Origin of the sequence: Pseudomonas sp. CP-1 (assembly GCF_021213715.1) — a bacterium.
GTDB classification, from domain to species: Bacteria; Pseudomonadota; Gammaproteobacteria; order Pseudomonadales; family Pseudomonadaceae; genus Pseudomonas; species Pseudomonas aeruginosa.
The window spans coordinates 65092-90126 of sequence record NZ_JAJQKY010000007.1 but is presented as its reverse complement, the minus strand read 5'-3'; the positions used below and the strand labels follow the sequence as shown (position 1 = coordinate 90126).

38 protein-coding genes are annotated in these 25035 nt (G+C 55.6%); 34 read left to right on the top strand and 4 right to left on the bottom strand.

All coding sequences use genetic code 11. From position 1 onward, the window contains the following. Window positions 1-12 precede the first annotated feature (12 nt). Window positions 13-294 carry a hypothetical protein gene (locus tag LT948_RS15795; protein ID WP_010792720.1) on the top strand — a complete coding sequence of 94 codons (282 nt, stop codon included), beginning with the start codon at window positions 13-15 and terminating at the stop codon, window positions 292-294. A 75-nt stretch (window positions 295-369) separates the two neighbouring features. After that, window positions 370-1032, top strand: a complete 663-nt coding sequence (locus tag LT948_RS15790) for an OmpA family protein (RefSeq protein ID WP_010792719.1) — start codon at window positions 370-372, stop codon at window positions 1030-1032. A 15-nt stretch (window positions 1033-1047) separates the two neighbouring features. Here LT948_RS15790 and LT948_RS15785 read toward each other — a convergent pair whose 3' ends face one another. Next, complete coding sequence (locus tag LT948_RS15785) at window positions 1048-1749, bottom strand: YcbK family protein (RefSeq protein ID WP_021018453.1); 702 nt, start codon at window positions 1747-1749, stop codon at window positions 1048-1050. Between the two features lie 150 nt (window positions 1750-1899). On the opposite strand from LT948_RS15785, the gene LT948_RS15780 reads away from it, so the two are divergent. The 13 genes from LT948_RS15780 to LT948_RS15720 all read left to right on the top strand — a co-directional run bounded on the left by LT948_RS15780 (window position 1900) and on the right by LT948_RS15720 (window position 12370). After that, window positions 1900-2466: a hypothetical protein gene (locus tag LT948_RS15780; protein ID WP_128677596.1), complete on the top strand. Its 567-nt coding sequence runs from the start codon at window positions 1900-1902 to the stop codon at window positions 2464-2466. A gap of 1224 nt (window positions 2467-3690) precedes the next feature. Continuing rightward, complete coding sequence (locus tag LT948_RS15775) at window positions 3691-4218, top strand: hypothetical protein (protein ID WP_010792717.1); 528 nt, start codon at window positions 3691-3693, stop codon at window positions 4216-4218. 533 nt (window positions 4219-4751) lie between these two features. Further along, a complete protein-coding gene (locus LT948_RS15770; RefSeq protein ID WP_010792716.1) occupies window positions 4752-5207 on the top strand; it encodes a hypothetical protein in 456 nt (151 codons plus the stop codon). A 744-nt stretch (window positions 5208-5951) separates the two neighbouring features. Beyond that, the gene (locus LT948_RS15765; protein WP_044060644.1) at window positions 5952-6293 is read left to right on the top strand and encodes a hypothetical protein; all 342 of its coding nucleotides are present in this window, start codon (window positions 5952-5954) and stop codon (window positions 6291-6293) included. Continuing rightward, window positions 6290-6850: a hypothetical protein gene (locus tag LT948_RS15760; RefSeq protein WP_019438011.1), complete on the top strand. Its 561-nt coding sequence runs from the start codon at window positions 6290-6292 to the stop codon at window positions 6848-6850. Before LT948_RS15765 ends, LT948_RS15760 begins: the two co-directional genes overlap by 4 nt. A 17-nt stretch (window positions 6851-6867) precedes the next feature. Beyond that, window positions 6868-7272 (top strand): hypothetical protein, encoded by a 405-nt coding sequence (locus tag LT948_RS15755; RefSeq protein ID WP_019484866.1) that lies wholly within the window; start codon window positions 6868-6870, stop codon window positions 7270-7272. A gap of 308 nt (window positions 7273-7580) precedes the next feature. After that, complete coding sequence (locus tag LT948_RS15750) at window positions 7581-8096, top strand: hypothetical protein (RefSeq protein ID WP_171886844.1); 516 nt, start codon at window positions 7581-7583, stop codon at window positions 8094-8096. Between the two features lie 80 nt (window positions 8097-8176). Next, window positions 8177-8509 (top strand): hypothetical protein, encoded by a 333-nt coding sequence (locus tag LT948_RS15745; RefSeq protein ID WP_010792712.1) that lies wholly within the window; start codon window positions 8177-8179, stop codon window positions 8507-8509. A gap of 8 nt (window positions 8510-8517) precedes the next feature. Further along, complete coding sequence (locus LT948_RS15740) at window positions 8518-9573, top strand: hypothetical protein (protein ID WP_021018446.1); 1056 nt, start codon at window positions 8518-8520, stop codon at window positions 9571-9573. A 76-nt stretch (window positions 9574-9649) separates the two neighbouring features. After that, window positions 9650-9886, top strand: a complete 237-nt coding sequence (locus LT948_RS15735) for a YheU family protein (RefSeq protein ID WP_019438007.1) — start codon at window positions 9650-9652, stop codon at window positions 9884-9886. Window positions 9887-9987: 101 nt separating this feature from the next. Then, window positions 9988-10515, top strand: a complete 528-nt coding sequence (locus LT948_RS15730; RefSeq protein ID WP_019438006.1) for a DUF262 domain-containing protein — start codon at window positions 9988-9990, stop codon at window positions 10513-10515. 498 nt (window positions 10516-11013) lie between these two features. After that, window positions 11014-11763, top strand: a complete 750-nt coding sequence (locus tag LT948_RS15725; RefSeq protein ID WP_176600778.1) for a tetratricopeptide repeat protein — start codon at window positions 11014-11016, stop codon at window positions 11761-11763. Between the two features lie 34 nt (window positions 11764-11797). Next, complete coding sequence (locus LT948_RS15720) at window positions 11798-12370, top strand: hypothetical protein (protein WP_019438005.1); 573 nt, start codon at window positions 11798-11800, stop codon at window positions 12368-12370. 44 nt (window positions 12371-12414) lie between these two features. Here LT948_RS15720 and LT948_RS15715 read toward each other — a convergent pair whose 3' ends face one another. Then, window positions 12415-12747, bottom strand: a complete 333-nt coding sequence (locus LT948_RS15715; protein WP_019438004.1) for a MarR family transcriptional regulator — start codon at window positions 12745-12747, stop codon at window positions 12415-12417. A gap of 150 nt (window positions 12748-12897) precedes the next feature. Here LT948_RS15715 and LT948_RS15710 point away from each other — a divergent pair, with 150 nt between their 5' ends. The 17 genes from LT948_RS15710 (at window position 12898) to LT948_RS15635 (ending at window position 21630) form a co-directional block, all read left to right on the top strand. Further along, window positions 12898-13224, top strand: coding sequence for a hypothetical protein (locus tag LT948_RS15710; RefSeq protein WP_010792706.1), 327 nt, complete (start codon window positions 12898-12900; stop codon window positions 13222-13224). Beyond that, complete coding sequence (locus LT948_RS15705) at window positions 13221-13442, top strand: hypothetical protein (RefSeq protein WP_021018443.1); 222 nt, start codon at window positions 13221-13223, stop codon at window positions 13440-13442. The genes LT948_RS15710 and LT948_RS15705 overlap by 4 nt, the downstream gene beginning before the upstream one ends. 101 nt (window positions 13443-13543) lie before the next feature. Next, window positions 13544-13939 carry a response regulator gene (locus LT948_RS15700; RefSeq protein WP_010792705.1) on the top strand — a complete coding sequence of 132 codons (396 nt, stop codon included), beginning with the start codon at window positions 13544-13546 and terminating at the stop codon, window positions 13937-13939. Between the two features lie 75 nt (window positions 13940-14014). Continuing rightward, window positions 14015-14470 (top strand): hypothetical protein, encoded by a 456-nt coding sequence (locus LT948_RS15695; RefSeq protein WP_010792704.1) that lies wholly within the window; start codon window positions 14015-14017, stop codon window positions 14468-14470. Window positions 14471-14617: 147 nt separating this feature from the next. After that, entirely contained in the window at window positions 14618-14860 is a 243-nt protein-coding gene (locus tag LT948_RS15690) for a hypothetical protein (RefSeq protein WP_010792703.1), read from the top strand. A gap of 130 nt (window positions 14861-14990) precedes the next feature. Further along, window positions 14991-15371 (top strand): WGR domain-containing protein, encoded by a 381-nt coding sequence (locus LT948_RS15685; RefSeq protein ID WP_019438002.1) that lies wholly within the window; start codon window positions 14991-14993, stop codon window positions 15369-15371. Between the two features lie 91 nt (window positions 15372-15462). Further along, on the top strand, window positions 15463-15864 hold the full coding sequence (locus LT948_RS15680; protein WP_010792702.1) for a hypothetical protein: 402 nt from the start codon (window positions 15463-15465) through the stop codon (window positions 15862-15864). 512 nt (window positions 15865-16376) lie between these two features. Further along, complete coding sequence (locus LT948_RS15675; protein WP_010792700.1) at window positions 16377-17093, top strand: hypothetical protein; 717 nt, start codon at window positions 16377-16379, stop codon at window positions 17091-17093. Beyond that, on the top strand, window positions 17090-17545 hold the full coding sequence (locus LT948_RS15670; RefSeq protein ID WP_019437999.1) for a hypothetical protein: 456 nt from the start codon (window positions 17090-17092) through the stop codon (window positions 17543-17545). The genes LT948_RS15675 and LT948_RS15670 overlap by 4 nt, the downstream gene beginning before the upstream one ends. Further along, a complete protein-coding gene (locus LT948_RS33340) occupies window positions 17542-17952 on the top strand; it encodes a helix-turn-helix transcriptional regulator (protein WP_010792699.1) in 411 nt (136 codons plus the stop codon). The genes LT948_RS15670 and LT948_RS33340 overlap by 4 nt, the downstream gene beginning before the upstream one ends. Before the next feature lie 52 nt (window positions 17953-18004). Then, entirely contained in the window at window positions 18005-18214 is a 210-nt protein-coding gene (locus LT948_RS15665; protein ID WP_010792698.1) for a hypothetical protein, read from the top strand. A gap of 11 nt (window positions 18215-18225) precedes the next feature. Continuing rightward, on the top strand, window positions 18226-18912 hold the full coding sequence (locus LT948_RS15660; RefSeq protein WP_010792697.1) for a hypothetical protein: 687 nt from the start codon (window positions 18226-18228) through the stop codon (window positions 18910-18912). 12 nt (window positions 18913-18924) lie between these two features. Beyond that, window positions 18925-19152, top strand: coding sequence for a hypothetical protein (locus tag LT948_RS15655; protein WP_010792696.1), 228 nt, complete (start codon window positions 18925-18927; stop codon window positions 19150-19152). Window positions 19153-19264: 112 nt separating this feature from the next. Further along, entirely contained in the window at window positions 19265-20185 is a 921-nt protein-coding gene (gene rdgC / locus LT948_RS15650) for a recombination-associated protein RdgC (RefSeq protein WP_010792695.1), read from the top strand. A gap of 45 nt (window positions 20186-20230) precedes the next feature. Continuing rightward, entirely contained in the window at window positions 20231-20476 is a 246-nt protein-coding gene (locus LT948_RS15645) for a hypothetical protein (RefSeq protein WP_010792694.1), read from the top strand. Window positions 20477-20482: 6 nt separating this feature from the next. Beyond that, a complete protein-coding gene (locus LT948_RS15640) occupies window positions 20483-21187 on the top strand; it encodes a hypothetical protein (protein ID WP_010792693.1) in 705 nt (234 codons plus the stop codon). Next, window positions 21184-21630: a hypothetical protein gene (locus LT948_RS15635; RefSeq protein WP_010792692.1), complete on the top strand. Its 447-nt coding sequence runs from the start codon at window positions 21184-21186 to the stop codon at window positions 21628-21630. Before LT948_RS15640 ends, LT948_RS15635 begins: the two co-directional genes overlap by 4 nt. Before the next feature lie 940 nt (window positions 21631-22570). On the opposite strand, the gene csrA is transcribed toward LT948_RS15635, so the two are convergent. Next, window positions 22571-22747: a carbon storage regulator CsrA gene (gene csrA, locus LT948_RS15630; RefSeq protein ID WP_010792690.1), complete on the bottom strand. Its 177-nt coding sequence runs from the start codon at window positions 22745-22747 to the stop codon at window positions 22571-22573. Between the two features lie 157 nt (window positions 22748-22904). Between csrA and LT948_RS15625 the strand changes: the two genes are divergently transcribed. Then, window positions 22905-23339, top strand: a complete 435-nt coding sequence (locus tag LT948_RS15625) for a hypothetical protein (protein WP_010792689.1) — start codon at window positions 22905-22907, stop codon at window positions 23337-23339. 47 nt (window positions 23340-23386) lie between these two features. On the opposite strand, the gene LT948_RS15620 is transcribed toward LT948_RS15625, so the two are convergent. After that, window positions 23387-23746 carry a histone-like nucleoid-structuring protein, MvaT/MvaU family gene (locus tag LT948_RS15620; RefSeq protein ID WP_010792626.1) on the bottom strand — a complete coding sequence of 120 codons (360 nt, stop codon included), beginning with the start codon at window positions 23744-23746 and terminating at the stop codon, window positions 23387-23389. A gap of 131 nt (window positions 23747-23877) precedes the next feature. On the opposite strand from LT948_RS15620, the gene LT948_RS15615 reads away from it, so the two are divergent. Further along, on the top strand, window positions 23878-24972 hold the full coding sequence (locus LT948_RS15615; protein ID WP_155362354.1) for a replication protein: 1095 nt from the start codon (window positions 23878-23880) through the stop codon (window positions 24970-24972). Window positions 24973-25035: the final 63 nt, after the last annotated feature.

Below are 25035 nucleotides of genomic sequence, written 5' to 3'. Positions count from 1 at the left end.
GACTCTCAATCCATGAGCACTCAATCCGTAAACGAACCGTACTCGAGCATTATCCAGCAAGCGTTGACCAAACGAGGCCACGATGCGGACGACTTTTCGCGCCATCCCCAGTACAGCGCGCCAAACTACGTGGTGAGGATGTGCACCAGCCTGACCGAAGCGGTCCACAAAGCGGGTAACCAGGCAGTCACTCTGGAGCAACTCATTCGACTTGAGAGTACCTGCACCGGGACCGATTACCAGCACAAGCTGGCATTGCGCTGCAATCGCCTGGCGCAAGGAATCGGCTGCTGAGGGGTATTGCAAGGGGCTGCTTCTGGCACACCTTGCCTACCATCAACATGGAGCTCCATCTCAAGGAGCTCCAGCATGAACAAACTGCTCAAACCCTTCAGCGTCCTCGTAATGCTCGCTTGCCTGGCCGGCTGTGCGACCAACCCCATGACCGGTGAGCGTGAAATTAACCGGACCGCCGTCGGGGCCGTAGTAGGGACTGTTGCAGGCGGCCTAATTGGCGCGGCGATCGGCGATAGTCGTGCAGCCCTCATTGGTGCGGCAATTGGTGCTGGTATCGGCGGTGGCACCGGGTTCATCCTCGACCGTAAGCATGGCGAGCTAGAGGCAAAGCTGAAAGGGACAGGCCTCACCGTTGAAAAGCAGGTGGATGATGCGAACACCACCCAGGCACTCGTGGTGAGCGCGCCCGCGGACATTACGTTCAGCACTGGATCGGCAGATCTGCAAAGTCAGGCTTTCCCGTCCCTAGCGCGACTGGCCGAATCGCTGCGGAACCAAGGTAACCTTCGCATTGAAATCACCGGCCATACGGACAACACCGGTCCGTTCCAAAATAACCTTCGTCTCAGCTACAACCGAGCGCAGGCGGTTGGACAGTTCCTTTACGCAGGTGGAATTCAGGCTGACCGGATTGCAATTCGCGGGGTGGCCGATTCGATGCCGGTCGCAGGAAATGAAACACCCGCCGGTCGCCAAGCCAATCGCCGGGTGGAGTTGCGAATAAGCGCGATCTAGGGCGGCTGCTGAAGGTCAAGCGAGCATTTCAAGTTCTGGCCAATCAGGCGCAAGGTTGGCCAGCCACTGAGCATCGGTCGAAGGATCGAGTAGCTCCACAATCCAGTGTTCTGGCTCCAGGACGGTCGATTCGGCCACGCGCCAGGTTCGAACCTTGCCGACGTCGACATGGATGAATCCCTTCGTGGGATAGAAGCCCACACCTCCGACGCCAATAGCCTGGGCCAGCTTTCCCAGGTTGTCGACGGACAAGCCTGGTATGCGAATATCCGCGGCCATCGCCTTGATATGAAGTGATTGCTTGGCTGCGCCCTCCAATTTGGAGTTGTGCTGTGGGGTGCGGTACCCACTGTTCACAAGGATCTTGTAGGGCAATCGGTTGATCCTCAACCAGACCTGGATGAGGTAAAGCAGATCAAGTAGCTTCGGGCTCATGCGAACGGTTGATTTGAATTTCACGTCTCGCAGAATGCTGCAGGCTTTCTGGTATCCACCAACGTCCCAGCCCTTCCCTCCGCGAAAGTAGCAGAAAGATGCCTTCTCACCGCTATCAGGCCTTTCAAGATCAAGCCAACGATCTCGGTTTAGCGCTACCACACGCCAATCGTATTTACGTCCTGAGGGGACACTGCCGAGGGCTTGGCTCAATGTGAGTGCGGCTGGCGCGGCGAGAAATGCTGCAAGCAGTTGCCGTCGGGTAATGGTCGATGGTTTCAACGCCTGTATCCGATGAACTCCGAAAGTCGGAGCCCACGATAGCTGGCGCATCGCGTCATTCAACTCAAAACGACCGTGGCTTTTCCCGAGCTGGTGGCACACTTGGTTAATGCCAAGATCGGTGCTCCCAAACAGATGATAGGTACCTCGATGCACCAACTTAATGAAGCGATGCGGAAGCGTGTCGCGGCCGCTATGGAGAAATCAGGCTGGCAGATGGACCCAGAAACCCCAGCCATTTCTGCGGTTCGATGCTGGTTTTACTCTGTGAACATCCACCGCGGTCCCCGGGTGGCCGCAATGGTTTCCCAGGATCTCTACCGCTCCGTAGTGAGTGGTGATGGGATCATCGCGGAACTGCTTCGACGAGATCCGAAACACAAGCCGTTCGAGCAGTATCTCGGCACAGTAGCCGAATTCGACTCGCTTCCGGAGGCATCTCAGCGAGATCTAGGCAAGAAAAATACAGTAATCGCTTGCCTGGCCGGTTTCGCGCGGACTACACAGACCTGGGGCCTTGCTCCTCCGCTCAACGAAGTTCCAGGGCTTCATTTTGTCGCGATCGATTGGAAGGCAAAGAATGGTGCACACGTACTTCGTTCTGGCTTGGCGATTGGCGACGCGCCCCTGACGAAAGAGGACCTGGCCGAGATCGTTTCGATTCAACTCGGCTTGCATCTGGCGCGCTGCCCCCAAGAATCACCGATCGACTTCTGAATGTCAGGCCCTTCGGGGCCTGATTTTTATCAGCTGGTGGCACAGATCCTCGAGCATCACGATGGGCGTACTCAAACTGGAATCCCATCACATGAAACGTCTCCGAGAACTACAGAAAGCACATCCTCTCTGGGAAATCTCCATCACCCGGGGAACACACTTACGTTTCAGCCGGCCAGGCTGCCCTCCGGTGTTCGCCTCGTACACGCCAAGCGATTGGCGAGCGGACAAGGATCTAGCACGCAAGCTGCGCCTGGCAGAGCGCTCCTGCCCAACCAGCACCATTGCCACAGCTGCCTGAGGAGACCACAGTGCCAATATACCTGGAAGGCCCAAGCTGCGATCCGCGTGGCCCTGATGGCGACGGAAGGAATCGCTTACGCATCGATTCGATTGACCCTCAACCCCGCTGCGCACTCCGGCCGCGGACATTTGCAGGGCTTCGGGAATCGATGAATACGGCCATTGCTCAGTGGGGTAGTCATTTCGATGTGTGCTCCGGCGGCGGTGAATGCTCGGCTTGCTTCCGATTCACTCGTCGACACAACATCCAATCACCGCCAGACGCACTGATAGTCCGGCTTCATCCCGATGGATCGCTCCATTACACCAGCGACGTTAAGGCAGGGTGGAATGCCAGTCTGACCCCGATCGCCTGGGATGACCTGGCTTCGCTTGAGGAAGGATGGAGCCTCGGCCGGGTACTGAGAGACGAACACTCGCAGTACATACCTCTAAACCGGGCTCGACCGCGTTAGAGTAAGAAAATAGGCCTCAGTTTGACTTGCGATGGGTAGGGCGTGGTGATACAAAAAACATGCTTCCTGCTTGAGTCCTTGGACTTTAAGCACCAGATGTACGCGCTAGAACTCTAGGGTGTTCATCTGGCCCCGGCTGAGACCTGAGTTTCAGTTTTCAATCGGGGAGTCACCGCTGGCTCCAACCACTGCACATTCGTGCACACCGAGTGACTCGACTACAGTCGACTTACTCAAATCCTCGAAGTGAGACCTGTCGGGCAACTCTCAAGCTGCTCGCCTGATGACGTGCGCCTTTCCGGCCGGCCATGTCGTGAAGTCAATCTGTGGATGAAGACAACCTGGTTGGCCAGGAGCAGCACACCGCGCATAGCGTGGTTCGAGCGCCCTGGCATCCGCCGGCGCGTCCTCTAACCCAACCTGGGGCACATCATGCCCTGGGCTTGAGTGCTCCCTTGGAGTTCTCATGGATAAAGACCTTCGAAATCGCTTCATCGAGCAGGCAAGGGCGGTCCGCCAAACCTTCGGGGATGGCGAAGACCTCCATGCCGATCAAGCTGGTCTATCGCCTTCGGTCCGCCAAATGCTCCGGGAAAGTATGGAGCGGCACGAAGCCCTGACCGCCTTGTACAACGAACTGGATCGGGTTGGCGTAGGGTTGATCCTCAAACATTGGTCCGGGAACCAATGGGCGCTGGTTCTTCCTGATGCCTCAGAACCCGGTAAATTCCGCTACCAGGCTTTCGGTCTGCACGGCTGGATTACCCATCACACCTGCACAACTCTGGACGAAGTCGTATCAGACGCCTTCTGCGCCGGTTTTCGTATGGTGGCATCTCCAGATACCCTCGATCGGGTTGCATCTACGGTCGAGTGGAAGAAAGGGTGCGAGCGCCTGGAGTTCATCACGCGGCACAATTGCGGCGAGATCAGCTACCGGGAAATGCTGGATCAGTTCCAAAACATCGACGCCAAGTACGCATCCGCTGCTTGATTGTCACCAGCTGGCCTTTCGGTTTGCTGGATTTCAAAGTTGGAGCCAACAAAAACCCCGCTACCTTCACAGGTGCGGGGTTTTCTTTTCTTGGCTGATCGACCAGATCAGTTCATGCCGAACTTAGCGACGTCCACGCCCATGCAGTAATTCAACGCTCGAGCCCGTGCGGAATCTTTGTGGGTGCTAGCCAGGTGGTCGACGATGTAATTGCAGTCATCGAATGCCAACGAACGGGCTTGGCTTGCAGTCAAGGGAGTGGGCTGCGCGGATACCTGGCCATTCAAGGACGTGGGAGTTTCCGACGTAGCGTGGGAGCTGCAACCGGCAGCGATGGTAAGGGTTGCCATTACGGCAATTCGACGTATCAAGGGGGCCTCTCTTTGCCAGGATCTGGCGTCACCAGTGATGCGTCCAAGGTACAGAAGCGTTTGAGCGATGCACGTCAAGTTGACCCTGTGAAATTCTGACAGCGGTTCTGGCACAGCCCTTCCCTGCTGATACTGGGCCTATCCCAGACAGAGGACCTCCCCATGCAATACGCTCAATCCAACCTGCTTTCCTTCCTGGCCCATGCTCCGGTTGCGGTTACTACCAACCTGGATCACGGAACCGAGACACCCTCAGGGCACATTTTGATGAATGCAGCTCGCCCACTACTGGGCCAGACCACGTTCCAAGGTGACTTTCTCCGCGGCCGCTTCTACGCCACGCTAGACCCGGAAGACAGCATCTCTGAGGTTTTTGCAAGGGAGAACCTGAAGCTTGATGGCAAGGTCGTCTTCGTAGTCGACCGCGCGACCGCGACTGAACTCATCCTGGATGGATGCCGCTATCGCAGCCAGTACATGGCCATGGAGGAAGAAGAACGCTGGTCGATTCTGCGCGATCGAATTTCCGATCTGCAGGACATGCCCCTGGCTGGTTTCATGGACAAACTGGCCAAAGTCAAGGGCAGTGCCACTGAGAACCAAACCCAAGCAGCATGATGAAACGGGGCTACCTTGAGTGGCCGTTTTTGAAGGGGCGACCATGCACCAATGCTGTATGTTCGTCCCTGTGGAGATCAGAAACACGGAGCCAGTTCTTGAATCGAATTGCACATCCTCTGGAGTTGCACGGCACCTTCTATGGACTCATTACCGATAGCGTAATGGTTCGTATCGTCGCCAAAGAAATATCAGCGGCGCACGCCAGCACTTCTCGAGAGCAGAAGAGCGAAGAAAACACGCCGCCGCCTACTCCTCGCAGAGAGCCCCTACGCACCGATCCTGAGAGCGCCAGCCACTCTCCACTAGACTGAGACAGTCTCACATCACGAAAATGTAGGGACCGCCCAAAGGGCGGCCCCTTTCGCACTCCGATCTACTTAACGGCCGCCTCTTTCGCCGGAATCTTTGCCGGCGGCGGGACGCACTTCGCCCGAGATTGATAGCCCGACATATCCATGATGGCGTTGAGGACCGTTACGCATTCGGCCTGGCTTTGGTACGGGGTAACGGAAACGATGGGGTACTGCACTCCTGCTGGAGTGCCATAACCACCTTGTAGAAAGGTGACAACTACCAAGGTCCACTTCAAAGTCTGATCTCTCCTTCGCGATTACAGTTCGCCTTAAGGAAGTTAACGACCTGAATTCCAGAAAAAAGAACACCTTGTGTCATTCCATAAGGGGGTTCTGGCACAGCCCCGCAGGCGTGAGGATTACTCCACGTTCCCAGAAGGAGAATCCCATGTTCCATACCAACCAGCTCCAAGCCCTATTCGATCAACTGGAAGCTCTCCAACAGTTCGACCTGGAGATTCTGCCCGCCTACCTGAAGGCCGTGCTCGTGAAGGTCAACGAGGAAAGGCAGAAGCTCATCACCCTGGATCAGCGACTGATGATCGGTGTCCGCGATACCCGTCATTCCACCGACTACTACCCGGTGCTCGTTCCGCGCTCTCGTAGCTACGGCGACGAGGACTTCAAGGGCACTTTTGACACCTCCGCCGATACCAGTGAGGACTACACCTACGTAGTCGATTGCGCCGGCACGAAGGTCGATATCATTTCGCGGGAGGGTGAGGCGTGAAAGATCTGCCATATGAAGAGGTCAAGACCTCTCTGACCTCCGGCGAGTCGATTCCTGCAGCAGTAGTGCAGGCGTTCCGGATAGCTCTTGCGGGCCTTCGCCCGCACCTGGCTGCGCAGGTGTATATGAACCTTAGCCAGGCTGGTTGTATGGACATCGAGATCGCAGCGATCGCAGGCCGATCATTGCGGCATGTGAAAACCTTACTTGAGTTTTCCAAAGCACCGACTGGGCTGGTGGAAATGGTGGCCAACCGAAAAGCGTCCATTGCCTCAGCACACAAGGCAATGCGTGTTGCTGAGGCCACAGGCCAGGACGTTATGGCTGTGATTCAGGAAGCGGCTCAGGAGGAAGACAGACAGAGGAAGCCCCGCAAGGATCGCCCTGTCGCCGCGGCAAAAGCAGTAGTCCGTACGCTGCTCAAAGCGAAAGTACCGAGCCAACTCCGCGCCGGCATTGCCGGTGGCGCAGAGGTGGTTCAGATCCGCACGAATGATGCGCAGCGATTGCTGAACGCCCTCGAACAACTATCTCCGACGACAAAACGCCGGGCCTAATACACGGGAGAGGCAGCATGCCTTGGATCAGCGTACTCATCGCGCCAGCGGCCACAAACACCGATCACTACACGACCCGATCTGAAGCACTTCAGGGGCTATTCAAGGATGGAACCCAGGCAGTCGTCAGGTGGTATCCCCCAGATGAAGATGAGTGCTCCGGCCGATGGAAAACCACCTGCTCGTCAGCTTGGGATGTGACCGAGCAGATCACTCACTGGCGAGACCTCTTTCCACCGAGCTTTGAAAGCATGAAGGGGTTCTTTCTCGAAGGTGAGCAGCTCCGCTGCCTTCAATCCATCATGCAGGGCCTATACGGCGATGGTCGAATTGTCACTTCTGATGCGCGTCGTGACCTGGCTAATCGCCTTCACCAACTGATTGGCGTTATCCAGGCGCAAACCATTGAGATAGACGTGTAGCCTCGGCATCTCGCTCCACTTTAAGGAGAATGCTTGCCCGCCATCGTTCCTTTGGTGAGCCTCAGTGTCCGAAATTCCGGACCGACAAATGGCATTGAATCCCCCTCGATGTTTGCGAACATATCGAACTTCGGATGGCCCTACCCAATATGGGTGGGGCCAATGGATAAGGAACATTGCCAGTGCCCCTCTCTGCCTCCCCTGCCCCTATACCTTCTACGTCCGCTGATACCCTCCGCCTGACCGCCCCTCGCCTTATGCGACAACGCCGCTGGCGAGATGACAAACGGTTCCAGATGCGTCGGATCGTGATTCTGAAGAACCAGGACGGCGAGATTGTTGGATATAGGCCAACGATCCAGCAAGGCACGAAGGAGCATCGTCGAGACTATTACCAGACCTTCAAGATCACCCCCGAGGTCTCCCTCAGCGAAGCTCTACGCGCAGCTATGGATTGGCGTGATTTGACAGAGAAGAAGCTAGGCATCGATCCAGGCAGCCATAGCGCCGCGTGTTCTTCCAAACCAATCGCAAGTATTTCCTTGATCGTTTCCCAGTCACCACCCTATCGCGCGCACTGGGCAACCAATCAAACCGCCGACGGCGCCCCTAAAATCAGGGTCAGCATTGGCGTTCGAAACTACCAAGATGCTTACGAGGAAACGGTGCTTCGTCTGGCCCAGCGCGAGGGAATTCCGCCCCCGGAGCAAATACCCCTTGCTCCCCCTCCCCGACGTGACCAGTACCGCAGGATGGTGAAAGCAGGCCTACAGGACATTCCGAAGCCGCTACCCGCACGATCGCGTCAGAAATGTAGGCCCTGAATTTCCGGGATACATTTTCACTGGAATGGCCGGGGGAACCCGTTAGCTTTTTGTAGAAACCCTATTCTCGGAAAGCAAAGATGCCCTCCATGCAATCTCTTATACGAATAGCCTTGGTGATGTCCCTCACACTGATCGCCGGCTGCGACAACTCAATTGTCGGTGCCTACAAGGCAACGATGGAATCCGAAGGAGGCCAGGCCAGGACGGTTGGTATTGCGGTGATCCAAGAAGGGAATATCAGCGCCGATGGTCAGGACGTAAAGGTGTCCAGCTGGAGCAGAGAATCTGGATCAATTACCGCCCTCGATCAAGAAGGCAACCGCATCGTTCGCTTCGAAATCCTGGAGAATGGAGACCTCACCCAAGACACTCCGGCAGGAAAGCTGACCTTCAAACGGTTCGACCTGTAGTGCGCCAGATGAAGATCAGAAACTTGGCCGGGAAGGCTCTTGGCGCAGCCTTTAGTCTCGGTCTGATGTTCAGTCCTGCTACCGCTGGCGCATCGATCAAAGTGCTCCAAAGCACATATCCTGATGGAACCGCCGCGCCCGCAGAACTGTACCTTTCAGGCGAAATAACCACCTCGACCAAACAGGAGATGCTGGCCGCCCTCGACCAGATAGGCAGGAAGGTGCCGATGCTCTACCTGGACTCTGCAGGTGGGGACCTGGTCGCAGGAATGGAGCTGGGTGAAGCGATCCGGCGCAGAGGCATCAACACTTCGATCGGAAAAAGCAGTGGTAACTATGGCAAGCCTCTGCCCGGGATCTGCTACAGCGCTTGCGTCCTTACATTCAGTGGAGGCCACTTCCGGTTTGCAGACCAGAACGCCCGTATTGGCATCCACAGGTTTTATCGCCGGACCACCTCGACGTCAGACCTGGATGTCGGGCAGGTAGTCAGCGCTGCCATCACCAGCTACCTGATCCGTATGGGGGTCAGCCCTTTGCTGTTCGAAAAGATGGCCCAGGTCGGTGGCGGCAAGATGCAGCTTTTACCAATTTCTGAAGCCTCTGGCCTGTCATTGGTGAACAACGGGATTCTATCGCCCCAGTGGGGGATCGAAGGCAAGCAAGGAACTGTGTACCTCAAGGGGGAACAGGAAACCTGGAACGGTACCGGCAAGCTGATCGTCACCTGCGCGAGTCACAACGGCGTCAAGATTTCCGCTCTATACGATGCAGGCACCAACAACCAAGAGATTTTGCGGAATGCGCGGAATTACACCCTGAGGGTGAACAGCCAGTTTCTCCCCATCCCTCATCTGCAATCCGCTCCCAAGATCAGTGGTGATTATCTGACGGCGACCTTCACCCCTGACTCCAGCATGATTTGGGATATGCAGTCCGCTGAACAACTTGGATTTGGCTTTCACCCCACAGGCTCTGACTCCTTCTACGGCTTCCTGATTGACGCCAGGTCCGAACGGGATCTGATCAGAAGTTTTGTGCAGCACTGCCAGAGTCGGGACTGATAATACTGCGGGTTCTGGCACACCGTTCAACAGCAGAGGATCACCTCACCCTTCAAGGCAAACTAGAGGTGATCCCATGCTCATTCCCTACGACCAGCTACAGCCTGAAACGCTTCACAACCTCATGGCCGATTTCGTGAGTAGGGACGGAACTGATGGTGGTGACGACACTCCTGAGGCCGTGAAGATCGAACGAGTGATGAGGGCGCTGAAAATCGGTGAGGCGGTCATTCTCTACGATGTGACCTATCAGCAATGTATTTTGACTCTCCGCTCCGAGGTTCCAGCCGAGATGCTTAAGGCCTGGAGCTGACGATCTACAGCAGTTCAACGGATGGGCTTCTGCCACACTCCTACCTGCCAGATTATGTGCGCATCCACTCTTTCCTGGTCGCTCAACAACTGGAGATCTCCATGTCCTCTCTCGCCCTACCTGCTCCAATCCTTGCTGGGAACCAGCGCTCGTATTCTATAAGCGCACTGTGGGAGGGGACCCCGGCCCGCACTAACGTTGATCAGGAGCGTCAGCTTTTGAACCTGGTGCTTCCGCCGTGGCAGCGTCCGCCCAGCTGGAACCTCGACCAACAGGTCCAATTTATTGAGGGGATTTTCTTGGGCCTTGGTACCGGGTACTACGTTATCAATGGGCGCGACTATGACGACCAGGGCCATGACAAGCCCATGTCTGGGTGGTTGATTGATGGTCAACAGCGAATCACTGCGATCGCCCGCTTCTTTCACGGGGAGATCAGCATCTTCGGGGGGATCTTCTTCCAGGACTTGAGCCTGGCTGACAAGCGCCGCCGCTTCAACAACCTGATCTTCCCCTGCATCGAGATGGACTACACCGATGACGAGAAGGTCCTGAAGGAGCTGTATCGCCGACTGAACTTCAGTGGAACCCCGCACACCGAGGCTGACCTCGAATTGCTCAACGCTTAACGTCCACCGAGCTTCAGATACTTCCCGTTATGGTTTAGAGCCGGGCCCGAAAATGCGGGCCTGGCTTTCGGTTGGGCCTCTCTGCTGATTCTGTAATCCTTGCCAGCCTATGGTTAGGAGCCCTTCTGCATGAGACGCTTGAGCATCCCCACCACCTTCCTGTTAACGCTCATCGCATCTGGCTGTACCTCCCAAGTCACACGGGAGGGAAACCCCTTCGACGAGCCTCTTGCGCGAGAACCACTCCAAGCACCCGCCGCGGAACCTGGTCGCATCCTCAAAGCATCACCGCGGCAAGTCCCTGCCGATTTGCCCGTCGCTCAGATCAGGCAGACGGCTGACATCGAACCCGACGTTCAGGTCTACCCTGCTGGTGCAGTTCCGACCCCGATTTCCTCTACGCCGAACGTTCCAGTTGCAGTAACACCGGCACCCGACTCCGGCCGTGAGGCGCTGGCCGAGGCGGAAAAGGTAGCTACCACCGGTGACACGACGGCAATGATCGAACTGCTGGAGCAAAGCGCCTTCAGGGGGAACATGGATGCCCTGTACCGGCTGGCCAAGGTCTACCAGAACGGAGAAGGAGTGCCAGCTAACCCTGAGCTCGCAGTGGCTTATCTAACCACTGCATCCGGACTTGGCCATGTCGAGTCTACCCGGGTGCTGGCCTGGGACTATCTACTTGGGAAAGGGGTAACCAAGGACATCCCATATGGGACCGCTCTGATGGAGAAAGCTGCAGAGACCAGCGTCAGGGCCAAACGGGAATTCGCCTTGCTGCTCAATAACACTTACCAACCCAACCTCAACGATCCATCCCGAGCAAAAGATCTCTTGAGTCAAGCCGCAGCCGCCGGAGACTCTGAATCGGCTAGAGCTCTCAGCATGTTGAATTCTGGCCTCAGCGTACCGCGCACGCTCGGCGCGTCAGCTTCCCTGGTGGTGCAGCCTCGTACGGAGGGAGACCCCGCGGATGTACGAGCGGAGTCTCTCAAGCAGAAGGCGTACAACGGCGACTTAGAGGCGATGTATCGGTTTGCCCTGGGGCTAAGCCTGGGGAAATACCCTTCAATTGATGGCCAGTTCGAGGCGTATTGCTGGTATGCCGTAGCTGCAAATCATGGACACGCAGAGGCAGCAGCTGAGCTATCCGCGCTGGCCGGAGTGAAGACCCTTTCGGAGCGAAAAAGCCCGGGCAAGCTGGATCAGTGCATCCAGGAAACGAACGAAGCTGTCGACCAGGGCTAATCATCCCGGCTGCTGGCACAGAACAGATGGGCGGATGATGACCCTGTTCCACGAGCAGTCTCGACTGCAACACATCCACTCAAACAAGGATCTGCTGATGAAAAAGTCAGAAATCGGAAAAGGTCGGTTCTACAGCGATGGCAAGGTTGGACTGCGGGAAGTGCTTGATGAGGGGCCTCAATACAAGCTCTACGCCGGCGTCGAAGATGAAGACTGCCTGCGCTTTCGCTGCCTGAACGCCAAGTCCTCCACCGACATCGGACAGGAGAGCAACAGCACCCGTACCTCTTTTGCCGCCTGGGCGAAACTGGAAATCCCTGCAGACCAGGTCCATACGCACCTGATCGGGCTTCGCGCTGACAAAATTGCGGGAAAGCTCACTGAGCCTCAGCTGCGGTTCGTGCGGTCCTTTGATAACGACCTGACTGAAACGGAATCAGTGGAGTGCGATCGAGAAGAGCATCGCGTTGCGCTCTCCTGCATGAAGAAGGGCATCGTCGCTGAGATGCCGGACCGGCTCGACTCTGATGATCGTTGTTTCGACGTCAAGCTCACTGCACTGGGCCTGGCAGTTATCGCGAATGTCCTGAGCTCTTCGAACCAGTAGAGGGGCTCTCCGACTGGGGCACCTTATGCAAAGGCGCCCCCCAGTCACGCCAGAATTCGTGCAGTGATCGGGAGCTTCGAAGCCCGTGCCTGCTCGGCTCCGGATTCTGTAAGTGCGAACCGGGAGACACTTTCGTCACTCCGCCGGCGCTCCAGCAGCCCCATCCCCTCCAATCGCTTGATTAATCGGCCCCCCAGCAACCTTTGATTTCTTGCTGAAGCGACTTTGGTCGAAACCAGCGTGCCTAACATACCGGCGTCCGTGATCTCACCACCTAGGTTCTGGATGACGGCAAGAGCGTTTCGATCCACCTCGGTGAGGGTTGCGGGGGCCTTGAACAGGCCACGTTCGATCTTGATCTGAGTGAGAGGAGTCATTCTGAAGGCACTTTGCTACGGACACCCCCGACTTTATCGAAGAAAGTTACTGATTCAACTCGAAATGCTGGTCTGCTTTCCAAGTGGTTCTGGCACAGCTCTCGGAACGTTCAAATAGCCCCGAAATTTCCTGGCTGACGAGGCTATTTGATGAATCGCAATCACACCCCCCAACTTTCGGACACCGTAGAAGGTGTGCTCTATGGCTGGAAGCACCAGGCTGGCCAGAGTCCCAGTTCCAGTACCTTCGCAAGGATCTGTCCCGGCCCGACGTTCACAATTCTGTCCGACGGAAAGATGCACAAGGTTGTCGACACGATCTCGACAGTTGAAGCCACGCCCCATGATGAGCAAGACCTGCGAGATGCGATATCTGCAGGCCAAGTGGAGATTTACCGCTTGGTGCGCGGGGCAAAGCGAAAGGTGCTAATGCATGCTGCCACTGGAAACCCGCTGAAATCCGGAGGCGAGGCGTGAGCAAGGCCGTTCAAGGGTGGTACCGAAGCCGGCCAGGCATCTATCAGCACGAGACAGGAGCGCGGATCTGGAGCCATACCGCGCCTTCCAAAGCCGGTAATCAGGCCCTGCAGTGGGAAGTACGTCTTTCCGATGGCTCGCGGCAATCGGGCTTCAAATCGATGAGTGACGCCATGCGTCTTGCTCAGGAATTCGATCCGGAAATACGGCGTTTCTGATGCGGTGAAAAGTAGCAAACTGACTTCACTGGATTATCAGCAACAGACCGGCGAACATTCGTCGGTCTTGCCATTGATGGCACGTAATCCCGAGGACCCCTATGAGTAATCTATCCCCCTTGCGAGTCATGCTTGTCGATGACTCCCGAACTATCCGAAAAACGGGCGAAGTCATGCTCGCTAAGGCAGGATGCGAGGTGCTTTGCGTTGTCGACGGGTTCGAATGTCTCGGCCGAGCTCTGGACTTTAAACCAGACCTCATTTTCATCGACGTCCTCATGCCGCGGCTCAACGGTTACCAGACCTGCCAACTGATTCGTAGCCGGGACAGTTTCAAGTCAGTTCCTGTGGTGATGCTTTCGTCGAAGGATGGCCTGTTTGACATCGCCTTGGGCAAAAAACACGGCGCAACAGACTACATCACCAAACCGTTTACCCAGGACGATCTACTCTCCGCGGTAAGGAAACACTGCCCGCAATTTGAACCTGAGGTTTGACACCACTCAGCTGGTGGCACCCCCTAACGCATTCAAGAATGGCTCCATTGTTCATCAATAAGGAGCCAAAACAGAATGTCGAGCAACTCGCGTTTATATCCCTACCACCCGATCTCGGGTGATCGTCTGGCCGGCACTTTTGAAGTGATCCCAGCTTGGGTTCCCCGTGAAATCCACAAGACAGGCGACACCATTACTCTTGAGGACGGTAGCGAAACCCTAGTGAACTGGAATGGCCAAGAGCTCCTGCAGATCAACAACCAGTTGGTCCTGGTGACTGAAGGTGGAGATACCTGCCTGAAGAGTGAGGCCATCTGGAGTGAGCAGGACACACAGCACATCGAGGTCTCCCTGCCTGGCCCGGCGTCCTCCTACCCCACTAACAACACGCTCATGCATGCATACGTGGATCTTCATGTTGCGGCATCGTGTGCACTCCATAATCTGCAGCAAGGTGACATCGAGGGCGCTTTGAAACAGCTGCAAGGGCAGTTGAACGCGATACTCGACGTGGACCGGCTAACTCCATAGTCACAGTGACCCCGCTTCGGCGGGGTTCGTATTTTCAGGCTGCACCTTGAAACAAGACTCACCCTGGTTATACCTCTGCTCATGCCGGACAGGTTGGCCCGGCGAAAGCCCAAATCAGTAATGTCGGTTTAGCGAAGGAGCTACCACATGATCACCGAGTCTTTCCTCCGCGTTGCATTCATGGCCATGACCCTGTTTGTCGTGGCCTGCGCTCTCACCACCACGCTCATGTTCGGTGAGGGCACCACCCTCAATCCGATCGCATGGTTCTGCATCGGCAGTCTTTGGATGGCGTTCACCCTTTTCGCGCTCCTGGTCGCCTGGGCCACTCATCTCCACCGCGCCCACCGTAAAGGCCACCCGGCTCCGGATCTGGCCCCAGCGGTGTAATTCCCCTCCATCTCCGGCTGAGTGCACCAGGGCCCTCCTGGGGATACTCAGCCGGGAGTCTCCATTCCAAGCCGAGCTTCTGGCACCTCACTGAACGAAGGATCATCACTCCCATGCAACGGGAGCCCGCATGAGCCTGAATCAGACCCACAACTACCTTTGTCAGCAAGGTAGCTCCAATAAGTTCTACACCTTGATGCTCAATTCCACCTCGGGTGGTTGGGTGGTCCTCTCGCATTATGGCCGTACTGGGACAGCCGGAACTCAACGGGTTGTGAAGTCCCAGAGCTCCTACTTCGCGGCTCTTGAGGCATTCGAGGCAGCTTGCAAAAAAAGGCTTGCACGCGGTTACGTGCTCGTGGGTACCGCTACGGACGCCCCAGCAGAAAAAATGCAACTCAAGTCCGAGATGACTGCTGAGGATCAAGCAGCAAGGCAACAACGACTTGACCAGCTCAAGGCCTTGCCAGTTCGGGCCGTTGAAATCGATCCAATGCGTCTTTGGTTGTAGTTGGGCTTCGCATCTGCGCGCCCCACTGCTTTCGCTACTACCGCAGCATTTCGGCTGATAGCCTTGGCGTATCGTGAATGAGAGATACACCATGACCAACAGAGGCTCGACCCTCAATGAGCGCATCGATCAGCATCTGAATGCGCTACGCAACACCCCTCACGGCCACACCTCAGGCCGCTTCCTATCATTCGTGGATGTTCCCGGCGACAGTGAAGGCAATGTGGAAGGTCCTGATCACATCCTCCGCATCCTGATGAATGACGTCGGGAACACCGTCGGTGAAGACTTCCTCAGTAATGTCGACTCGGTCCCTTTGGAGCAGTTTTGCCTCATGTCCGTAATTCGTAATGAGGGCACCGGCGGGATGCTGCGCTCCTTGCTCGACAGCTTCATGTCCGCATATGCCAATCCCGCTACCTCTGATGAGGCAATCGCCATCCTGAAGCGCCTCGAAGAGCTCAAAACTGTGCCAGTTCCAGCCTCCAACTAACAGGTTCTGGCACACCTCTTAGGACCACATCCTGCTCCTACAACTCGGGAGCGGGACACTCAAGCTGGCTCCTATGGATCTCAGCCCCGCGAGTCAATCAACTGCAGACAAGCATGAAGCCATGAACGAAATCTTCGAGTGGGTGGGTACGATTTGCGGAATCACCGGGGCGGCGTTGATCGCTAGTAACGTTCGCTTATCCCCTTGGGGATGGTGGTTGTTTTTGATCTCAAGCCTGGCCTTGTGCAGCTACGGCCTAATCGTAGGCGCTTACGGGATTCTCCTACTCAACCTTTGCTTCGTCTTGACGAACCTGCTTGGCATTGTGCGTGTCTGGCTGCCGTATATGCGTTCGCGTGGTCGGATCACAACCGTCCACTCCGAAATCCACCTCTGATCGAATGACACTCCCTGGGCGGCGTACCAAGAATTCGTAGATTTTTGAGGCACGCCGCTTCTGCCACTCGAAACCTGCACTTCCAATGGAGCCATCTTCAGAGGAGTGCACCAGCATGAAAAACACACGCTCTATTGTCCGGGCCCCACAGATGGCCCTGGATTTCAGCTTTCAGCTACCTACTCACGTTTCCATCAACAGCAGATCTCCAGCGCTGGTTCGCGCTGAAGAGGACGACCAGGTCCAAGCGCCAAGTAAACGCAGCGCCGGCGCAGAACTTGGTGACATGGTGGTTGACGACCGCGTGCTCTCCCAGGGGATCACGACCTGGCGAAGTCTGATCGATTTCGCAATCCGTACCGGACACACTGAACTCTATGAAAGCGAGGATGGACGACAAGGTCTCCGTCGGCCGGGTTTCCGCTATGCCCCAATTTCCCGGCTGCCGGAACGCGCCCCGGAGTATGTGAAAGACGTACTCACGGGTCGGCTCGCATCCTACTTGGAGCAGAAGAAGCTGCATCTGACATCGGCAAGGGTTGCCGCGGACGATACCTTCAAGGCCCAGGTGGTGTTGGATGGCTCAACCTTCCAGATCTCGATCTTCGAAGGACGAAAGCTTGATTCGACCTGGTCGTTCAAGCTTATGGATCTGCCGAGAACACCAGGACTGAAGGCCGACGATGAGGAAGCACAGCAGGCATTCGTCGCCAAAAGGATCAAGCGCATCCAGCGAGAGGGCCGTATCGCTGGCGGAGACGCTCGACTGATCAGCAAAGCAGTCATTCGAGCTGTGGAGTCGATCCTCAAGAACTTCGAGGTATCGAAATGACCACATCCACTGTCAATCACCAGGTGATCCAGCATCTCTTGGGGAGTGGTCACCCAGATCTGAAGTATGGCGGAGTAACCGCCGGTCTGGTCGCGATCGCGGCCGAGGAGGTTGCAGGTCAACTCCTTGATTTCGGATTCCGTCTCCATTCGGCTTTTCAAGATGGGTTGGCTGTAGTCCAGAACTACTACGAGCCACGTTCCGGCGCTTACATTCCAGACGTTGGGCTCTCAATCGGAATATTTGAATGCAAGGGATCTCCAACCCTGAAGGTGATGCTCAGGGTAGCCCCACCCTCTGCTGATATGCCTCCCGGGCCGGATGGTCTATTCGATCCAGCAATACGAGTACGGCGGGTTTGGTTCATGCCGCTGAATGATGCTGCAAGACCTTCAGACCTGGTTGAGTACCTACGCAAGTTCCCTGGCCAGAGCTTGAGGGCTGCAGCATGAGCACTCCGAGTCGCCCGTTAGTAACGCCTATAGACCTGGCTGCACTCCGTGAGGCGTTTCGGCTGAGCCAGCAACAGGTAGCCGAGATTCTGGGGGTTCATCGAACCACCGTAATCGACTGGGAGAAAGGGAACCAACCCAACTGGCTACACCTGGCCTGCCTGGGGATTCCTACAACCCTGGTGCTTCGCAGCGCAGTGTCGGCGCTCACTGCCGAGGACCTCATTTCAGCCCGCGGTTACTTGAACCTCGAGCAGGCCGAGCTGGCATGTCACCTAGGTGTTCACGTCCGAACGGTCCGAACCTGGGAGAGCAAAACTCCTCCCACCTGGTTACCGATTGCGCTCATCGGCCTTTCGCTGCAGTTACAGGCCCCCTTCTGGCACGCCCGCATCGCGACAAAATGAGCACAACCCAAAGGCACTCCGCCAGCGGTACAGCGAATAGGAATTCAAGAGCATGATCACCCTCAGCACCCCAAATGGCCCAACCGTTCAATACGCCAGCACCGATATTGCAGTGGCCATGATGGACTTCGCGCGGACACACATGACTGGCTACCTGGTCCAGGCGATCGAAGACCCAGAGGCCAAGTTCGGCATGCGCTTCGAAGCAATCCAAATCAACAACGAACTTACCTCCACCTCCACCACCATCACCGTGCACTGAAGGACACCGAGATGACACTGGCAAAAACCACCAGTTCGACGTTTACGGTTGACGTCCTGGGGGACCAAAAGGTGCCTGGTGACCTGATTCACCATGCCTTGATGCAATTTCTGGCTGACTTTTCCATCAAGGTCAACGAAGTCAGTACCCGGGAACTGGGTGTCGCTGAGACCTTGCTCAGCTGCGCTGAGCACGGCAGTGATCCGTCCTTCTTTGGTCTGCAGGTCGATGCCGACCGGCTGGACGAGACGATCCATACCCAGCTCGAGCGGTCGGTAACTAGCTCCCTCAATGAGGGGGTGTTGAGCCAGATCAGTTGGGTGCTGACCCATCGGGGCCCCGACGCTGCGCTGGACATTCTCGGTGAGCTCGAGATGGCCACGAATCATGCAGTAAGCAGTTTCGGCAAAGCGATGATTCGCGAGGTCTCTCTTTGGGTAATGCTCGAGGACAATCGACCTCTGTCGTTGATCTGGAGCCAGGCCACCATTGATGAGTATCAGAAAGCTCAGTTGGCGACACGAAATGATGATGTCGACATCGATAGCCTTTTGACTGATGTGATCCTGGGCCTGGTCGGTCAGACCGGAGCCACTATCTGCAACCGTACGGTATTCGAGCGGGTGCAGTGGCTGTCACAGGCCATCGGCCCGCAAGCCGCAAATGGTGTACTCGCTGACTTGACCCTTCTTACCTGACCGGGAGTTCACATGGCTCGCATCACTTTCATGACTGATCGAGTGATCAATGGAAAGAAAAGCTACCACGTGACAAAGGATGGCCCGTGTGTAGCCACCATCTACTACGTCGACAAGGCTGCTCTCAAGGAAAATGGCGGCGGGCTTAACCGACCTCATTGGGTCCTGAAGCATTTATCAGGAAGAGTCGATCGGCACCCCTCCCTTGCAGAAGCGAAACTCGACGCGGCCAAAATTTAGCCTGTCGATGGCTACGTGGCGGCACTGATGAGAATTCCAGCCACGTTGGTTGAGTTGAACTGATCAGTGCCATCGTTACTCTGGCTGCCTCCCCTGATAATGAGGCAACCCCATGTGGTTTAAGCATCTGCTTGCGTACTCCCTTACCCAGGACCTGCAACTCACCGCGGAGGTTCTCGAACAGGCATTGAAAGGCAAGCCTGCTCGCCCCTGTGAGAATCAGGAACTCACTACCTACGGCTTTACCGCCCCTCTGGGAAAAGGGCCTGATGCGCCGCTCGTGCACGCGAGTCAGGGCTTTTTCCTGGTAGCGGCGAAGAAGGAAGAACGCATCCTTCCCGGCAGCGTGGTAAACGATGCGGTCAAAGAGAAGGTCGAGGAAATCGAGACTGCGCAGTGCCGGAAGGTCTACAAGAAGGAACGTGATCAGCTGAAGGACGACATCATCCAGGCTTTCTTGCCACGCGCGTTTGTGCGCCGCTCCACCACGTTCGCGGCAATTGCTCCAAGTCTGGGGCTGATCCTGGTTGATACCTCCAGCGCAAAAAAGGCGGAGGACCTCCTTTCCACACTCCGCGAGGTCCTCGGGTCCCTCCCGGTGCGCCCGGTCAGCGTCAAGGTCGCCCCAAGCGCTACCCTCACTGACTGGGTTAAAACTCAGAAGGCAGCCGGTGACTTCCATGTCCTGAGTGACTGCGAGCTTCGAGATACCCATGAAGACGGTGGCTCGGTCAAATGCAAAGCTCAGGATTTGACCAGCGAGGAAATCCAACTTCACCTGTCCGCGGGAAAGTTGGTCACCCAGCTGGCGCTGGCCTGGTCGGATAAGCTGTCTTTCATCCTTGACGACAAGATGGCTATCAAGCGTCTCCGGTTTGAAGATCTCCTGCAGGATCAAGCAGAACAAGACGGCGGCGAGGATGCCTTAGCCCAATTTGATGCCAGCTTCACCTTGATGATGCTGACTTTCGCCGAGTTCCTACCAGCACTCTTCGAGGCACTAGGCGGTATCGAGGTTCCGCAAGGCGTCTAACCTAGAATGCCCATCGATCGATGGGCATTTTTCCAGGAGCACTGAATGTTCAGCCCCAAGCAGTTCGCAATGAACCATCTCGGTACCGACGAGCTACCTGACACCCTAGCGATGGAGCAGGTACTGGACCTTCTGCTAGCTGCCCATACCGCAGCAGGTGATCAGCGTTCTGACCTCGACGAGTCTCGCATCAGGGATCTGCGTAAGGCACTGGCTGACATCGAAAGCGCTACCAAGGACCCGGTCTCTGCTCTAGTGGCAAAGCGGGCCCTTACCAACGATGAGGATTAAGAGTCCATGACTCAAGACGTCACCAGAAACCTGTGCGCTCGGCCTGCGCTTGAGATCATTTCCAAAGGTCGCACGGAAATCATCGCCTGGAACCAGGTGGTTCAAGGACTGAAGGTCTTATTCAATTTCACCGGTATCGATGTCACCGAGTGGAAAGAGGCAGAACCGGACATGCTCGAACTGAGGCTTGAGCGTGGTAATCAATCCTCGATTATTTGGTTCAAACCTCTGGCAAGGGGTGTCACCGACATGCCGGTTTTTCCTGTGATGGTGGGTGCCAAATTCATGGCATGCAAACCGTCCGCCACGCCGCACGACGACTGTGAGATCACCTACTTCTACTTGCCTTGGGACTGCACGGCACAGGATCTGATCGATATCGCTTTCGGCGAGGTCACCTACCCGTGGATCGAGACAGTCCAGAACTTCTCAGCTGCCTACGCTATGTCAGCTCCCATCGAGCGCTTCCCTCGGTGTGCCCTCGTCATGCTGATGGATAGCAGCACGAAGGACGATCAGCGTGGCTCGGTCTACTTCAAGCTCTGGCATCAAACCGAAAACTCAGTAGAACTCCTGGAGCTGGAGCATACCAACAGTCCATTTTCAGCTGCTGAGCAAGCGAAGCAGCTTGGCTATTCCCCAACCGTCTACCGCTGCCACAGCGGTTGCATCGTCCCATTTCTACCCACCAGCGGATTCGATTTCCTATGAACATGCGCGCGGCCTTTGCCGCACTTTTGACTCTTAGTCCCATGGCAGCCGGCGCGGCGGATCTGCTTGAGTTCAAGAACCCGGTTTCTTCGGAACTGCGTGTAGAGGCTATTCTCTGCAAATCTCCGGAGTCGCTTTTCCTGCTTTACGAAGGGAGCACGCTTGCGATGAAGGGTGGCGGACAGAATGCGTTCCAGTCCTACTTCCAAGCCTCCGCCACGGCCCTGGAGAAAGCTGGCGAATGTGTTCTGGAAAAGGAACCACAGAAGGTCAAGGTGACGGCTATGGCCACACTGACCAACCCACTCAAAATGCCCGCCGGCGGCAAAGTCTACGGTCGGTTCAACATGAAGGGGCTTAACCGTGATGTGTATGCAATGTCGGAGGACCTGCCAGGGCTGACCGCCTACATCAACAAGGCGGTGAATACTGCCGACAAATAGCAACTTAAAATCGATGCGTACTTGATCATTTTGACGGGTCCGCACATTTACTGTCGCGCCTCCTATCCGCGCGGCTGCGAGGGGAAATTGAAAGTCTCTGCACTCCTTCATCGCTATAACGATAGCGTTGAGCGCCGTCAGTCACATGCACTTCAGCTCGACACCCAGATTCGACGGTTGGAATCATCCACCCGTCGTTCAGGTGGTCGGCTGGAAACCCGGCTAAGCCTTGCTCGTCATCGAAGGGACAACCTTGATCGAGAGCATCGTGCTGCAGCTGACTGGAAAACGACAGTCGCGGTACCGCTATTCAACATCCTGTCAAAGCAACTGGGTCGGTATTACCGCGGAACCATCCTTGCCGGGGACACAGCAGATTCGTTGCGAATCAGCTTTCGCCTGGCCCCTGATACTGATCAGATGGTTGGCCCCCGAGCACTCACAATCACGATGCAGCCGGAGGGTGCGCCGCTTAGGCTCTCGATCATTCGGGCCGTATGTGATGAGCATGGCCGGTGGCACGAGGAACACCTCTCCTCAGATACCCGTATCGCTGATTTGGCGTCTTGCATGATGGAAAAAGCCCGGCAGTGAGCCGGGCTTTTTTGTCGTATTTCTTCAATTTGGTGAGGGCTCAGATTCCACCCACTGCCTTACGGCTGGGATGCCATAGGCGTCTTGTTCGATCAAGTAGACGTTGGTAATCAGCTCACCCGGCTGCTCTACACACCCTTTTTCCGATGTGCATATCTTGGGGGCCTTCTTCACGTATGGCGTTTCCTGGCGGCACTCTATCGCTGACCACTTCGCCTTGCAGACGAACCCCTCTAATTTGAGGTCCTCGACCAGGTTACGTGTGGTTGAGCTCGGGCTCTGAATCCAACCCGCGGCGCACCCAGACACCAGAGCTGCCCAGATGATGAGATAAGAACGCATCAGATTACCGAGCAACATTTTCTTCCTGGATACGCTGATAGATCTCTTCGCGATGGACTGGCACATCTTTCGGGGCATTGATCCCCAAGCGAATGTGACCTTGATTGTTAGCCACCACGGTTACAGTGATGTCATCACCGATGTTGATGGTCTCGCCGACGGTACGGGTCAGGATGAGCATAGGGCACCTTCTTTGGTGGTTGATCCATGACTCACCTTAACGACTGAATAGTCCTGGTACCAGCAAAGAGGGGGGGCGGATTTCAGGACTGCGTTTTGACTTGGAATCATCCGCCCACTGGTTAATCTCGGCCAGTCATCATTTGCCGGATCAGCATGTGAAGCAGGTAATCCCCCACAAACGACTGATACTCATCGTGAGTTTCGCAGCCTCTATCGCGGCTACGATTGGTGCGATTCAGTACAGCCACACAACGCCAGGCGCGTTGCCGGTAACCACCTCCACAGAGTCGAGCGATGAGATCGTGAAGGCTTCAATTCAGGAGGATTTTCTGAAGGCCCCCGCCAAGTTCGACATCTCCACGGCGGCGAAAAGGCTGTCGGACGTCACCATCGAAGGGGGCTATCACATTTGCTCTCCTAAGGACGAGATAACGGCGGATCAGTACATCGACATCTCGCGCATGCTGGACACACAGCGCTCCCATGCTGTCGAGTTCAAAAAAGCGGTTGATCTCGCATTAAGTGCACCGGAAGGCGTATCAGATTGCACCTTCAGGGTGCTGACGCTGATCGATCGAGCAACGCCGTGAAGGGAAATGAAAAAGGGGCCTCAATTGGCCCCTCGGTCACTGGCAGCTTACTGTGCCCAGCCCTTGACAGTATCGGCGCCCCACTTCTCCTTCCACTCCTTCAGGGTTTTGTGGTTACCACCTTTGGTTTCAACCACTTCCCCGGTGTGAGGATTCTTGAAGCGCTTCAGCGTGCGAGCACGACGAGCACCTTTGCGATCGACTTTCTCTGGCGCTCGCCGGTCTGGATCAAGAATGGCGATGACGTCCTTCAAGCCTTTTCCGTAGGAGCCAAGGAGCTCATTCAGCTTGCCGTTGAACTCGGCCTCGGATTGGTATCCAGGGCTGTTGATGATCTCTTCTCGTTGCTTTTGAAGATCCTGGATCTGAGCTTCAATCGCTGCAACCTGCTGGACTTTCGAAACCATTTTGTACCCCTTCCTGTTGTAGTAAATGGCATGCCGCTATGGATGTAATCGAATCACAGAACGACTTGCTCACAGGCCTCGATTGTAATTCGCAATCCCTCTCGAGGAAAGAAACGGGAGTCGTAGCCCGTTTGAATAGCATCAGAAGCAAAGCTACTGGAAAAAGAATCCAGGAGCCTGCGGCATCATCAACCCTGCCCTTGTTCTCGGCATACCAGATCACTCTTGATGATAACGATCTGGGAAATCTGGTGAGCATTTACGATGCGCTTCCACGGTTCGCATGGTCTGGGAAGACTGTACGTTCAGTCGCCGAAATGACTATTGTTAAGGAAGGTACGATTAACGGGGAGCCGTTTCGTGTAATTCTTAAAGCCGTTCCAATGCAGAAACGGCTCAAGGTGGATGGCAAGCTATCTAAGCAAGTAGAAGATGTTGGTGTTTTCCCCGGCGCTCGTGAGGAGTTCGTTGAAGAGGCACTTCGCAAATTTTCAACTCAAGGCAATGCCAAATTTAACGAGGCTGAGTGCTCTGTTCAATTTACTCTTTATGAACTACAGAAAGAGCTTCAGTCGCAGAAGCATACTTATACGTACGCAGAGCTCCGGGAAGCCTTAGAAATCCTCAGCGAAGCTCCTCTTACTATCCAGACTCGGACGGCGGATGGCGAGGTGATTGACATTAAATCGACCTACCTTCCTTTCCTAGCTATTCGTAGTAGAAATAAAAGAAGCTCCGCATACGTGCAGCCCTCTCCGGATGACGACCCTGAGAGTTCAGTGCTTTGCAAAGCTGTTCTTCACCCGCTTATTTCAAGAAGCATCGCAAATGGTGATTACCGGCTTTATCAATACACAACATCCATGGGGCTTACGAATGGCATTGCTCGTGTCCTATACAGGATGCTTTCCTTCAAATGGCGAAACGCATCTCCAAGCCATCCGTATACTTTTTCACTGGTAGATTTCTTATCTAACACGGCCCGAGGACTTTCAAACCGCATGCCGGAAGACTTTCGCGCAATGAACATTGCGTTGGAGCAGTTAGTTAAAGAGAAGGCTATCCAGCGTTACGAACACACCAAAATTGCCAAATCAAAAGGGAAAGGAGCAAAAGACTATACCTACAAACTCTGGCCTACTAATGAGTTTGTTTCCACTATCATCAAAGGGCACCAAGCGGAAGCTCGTCGAGAAATCCAGTTGATGGCAAAGCGGGCGCGTTGACCTGTCGTCTGCCGGCAGCTCACCTGCCGGCACCTCCGCTGGACCTTCCACTACTCAGGTTTA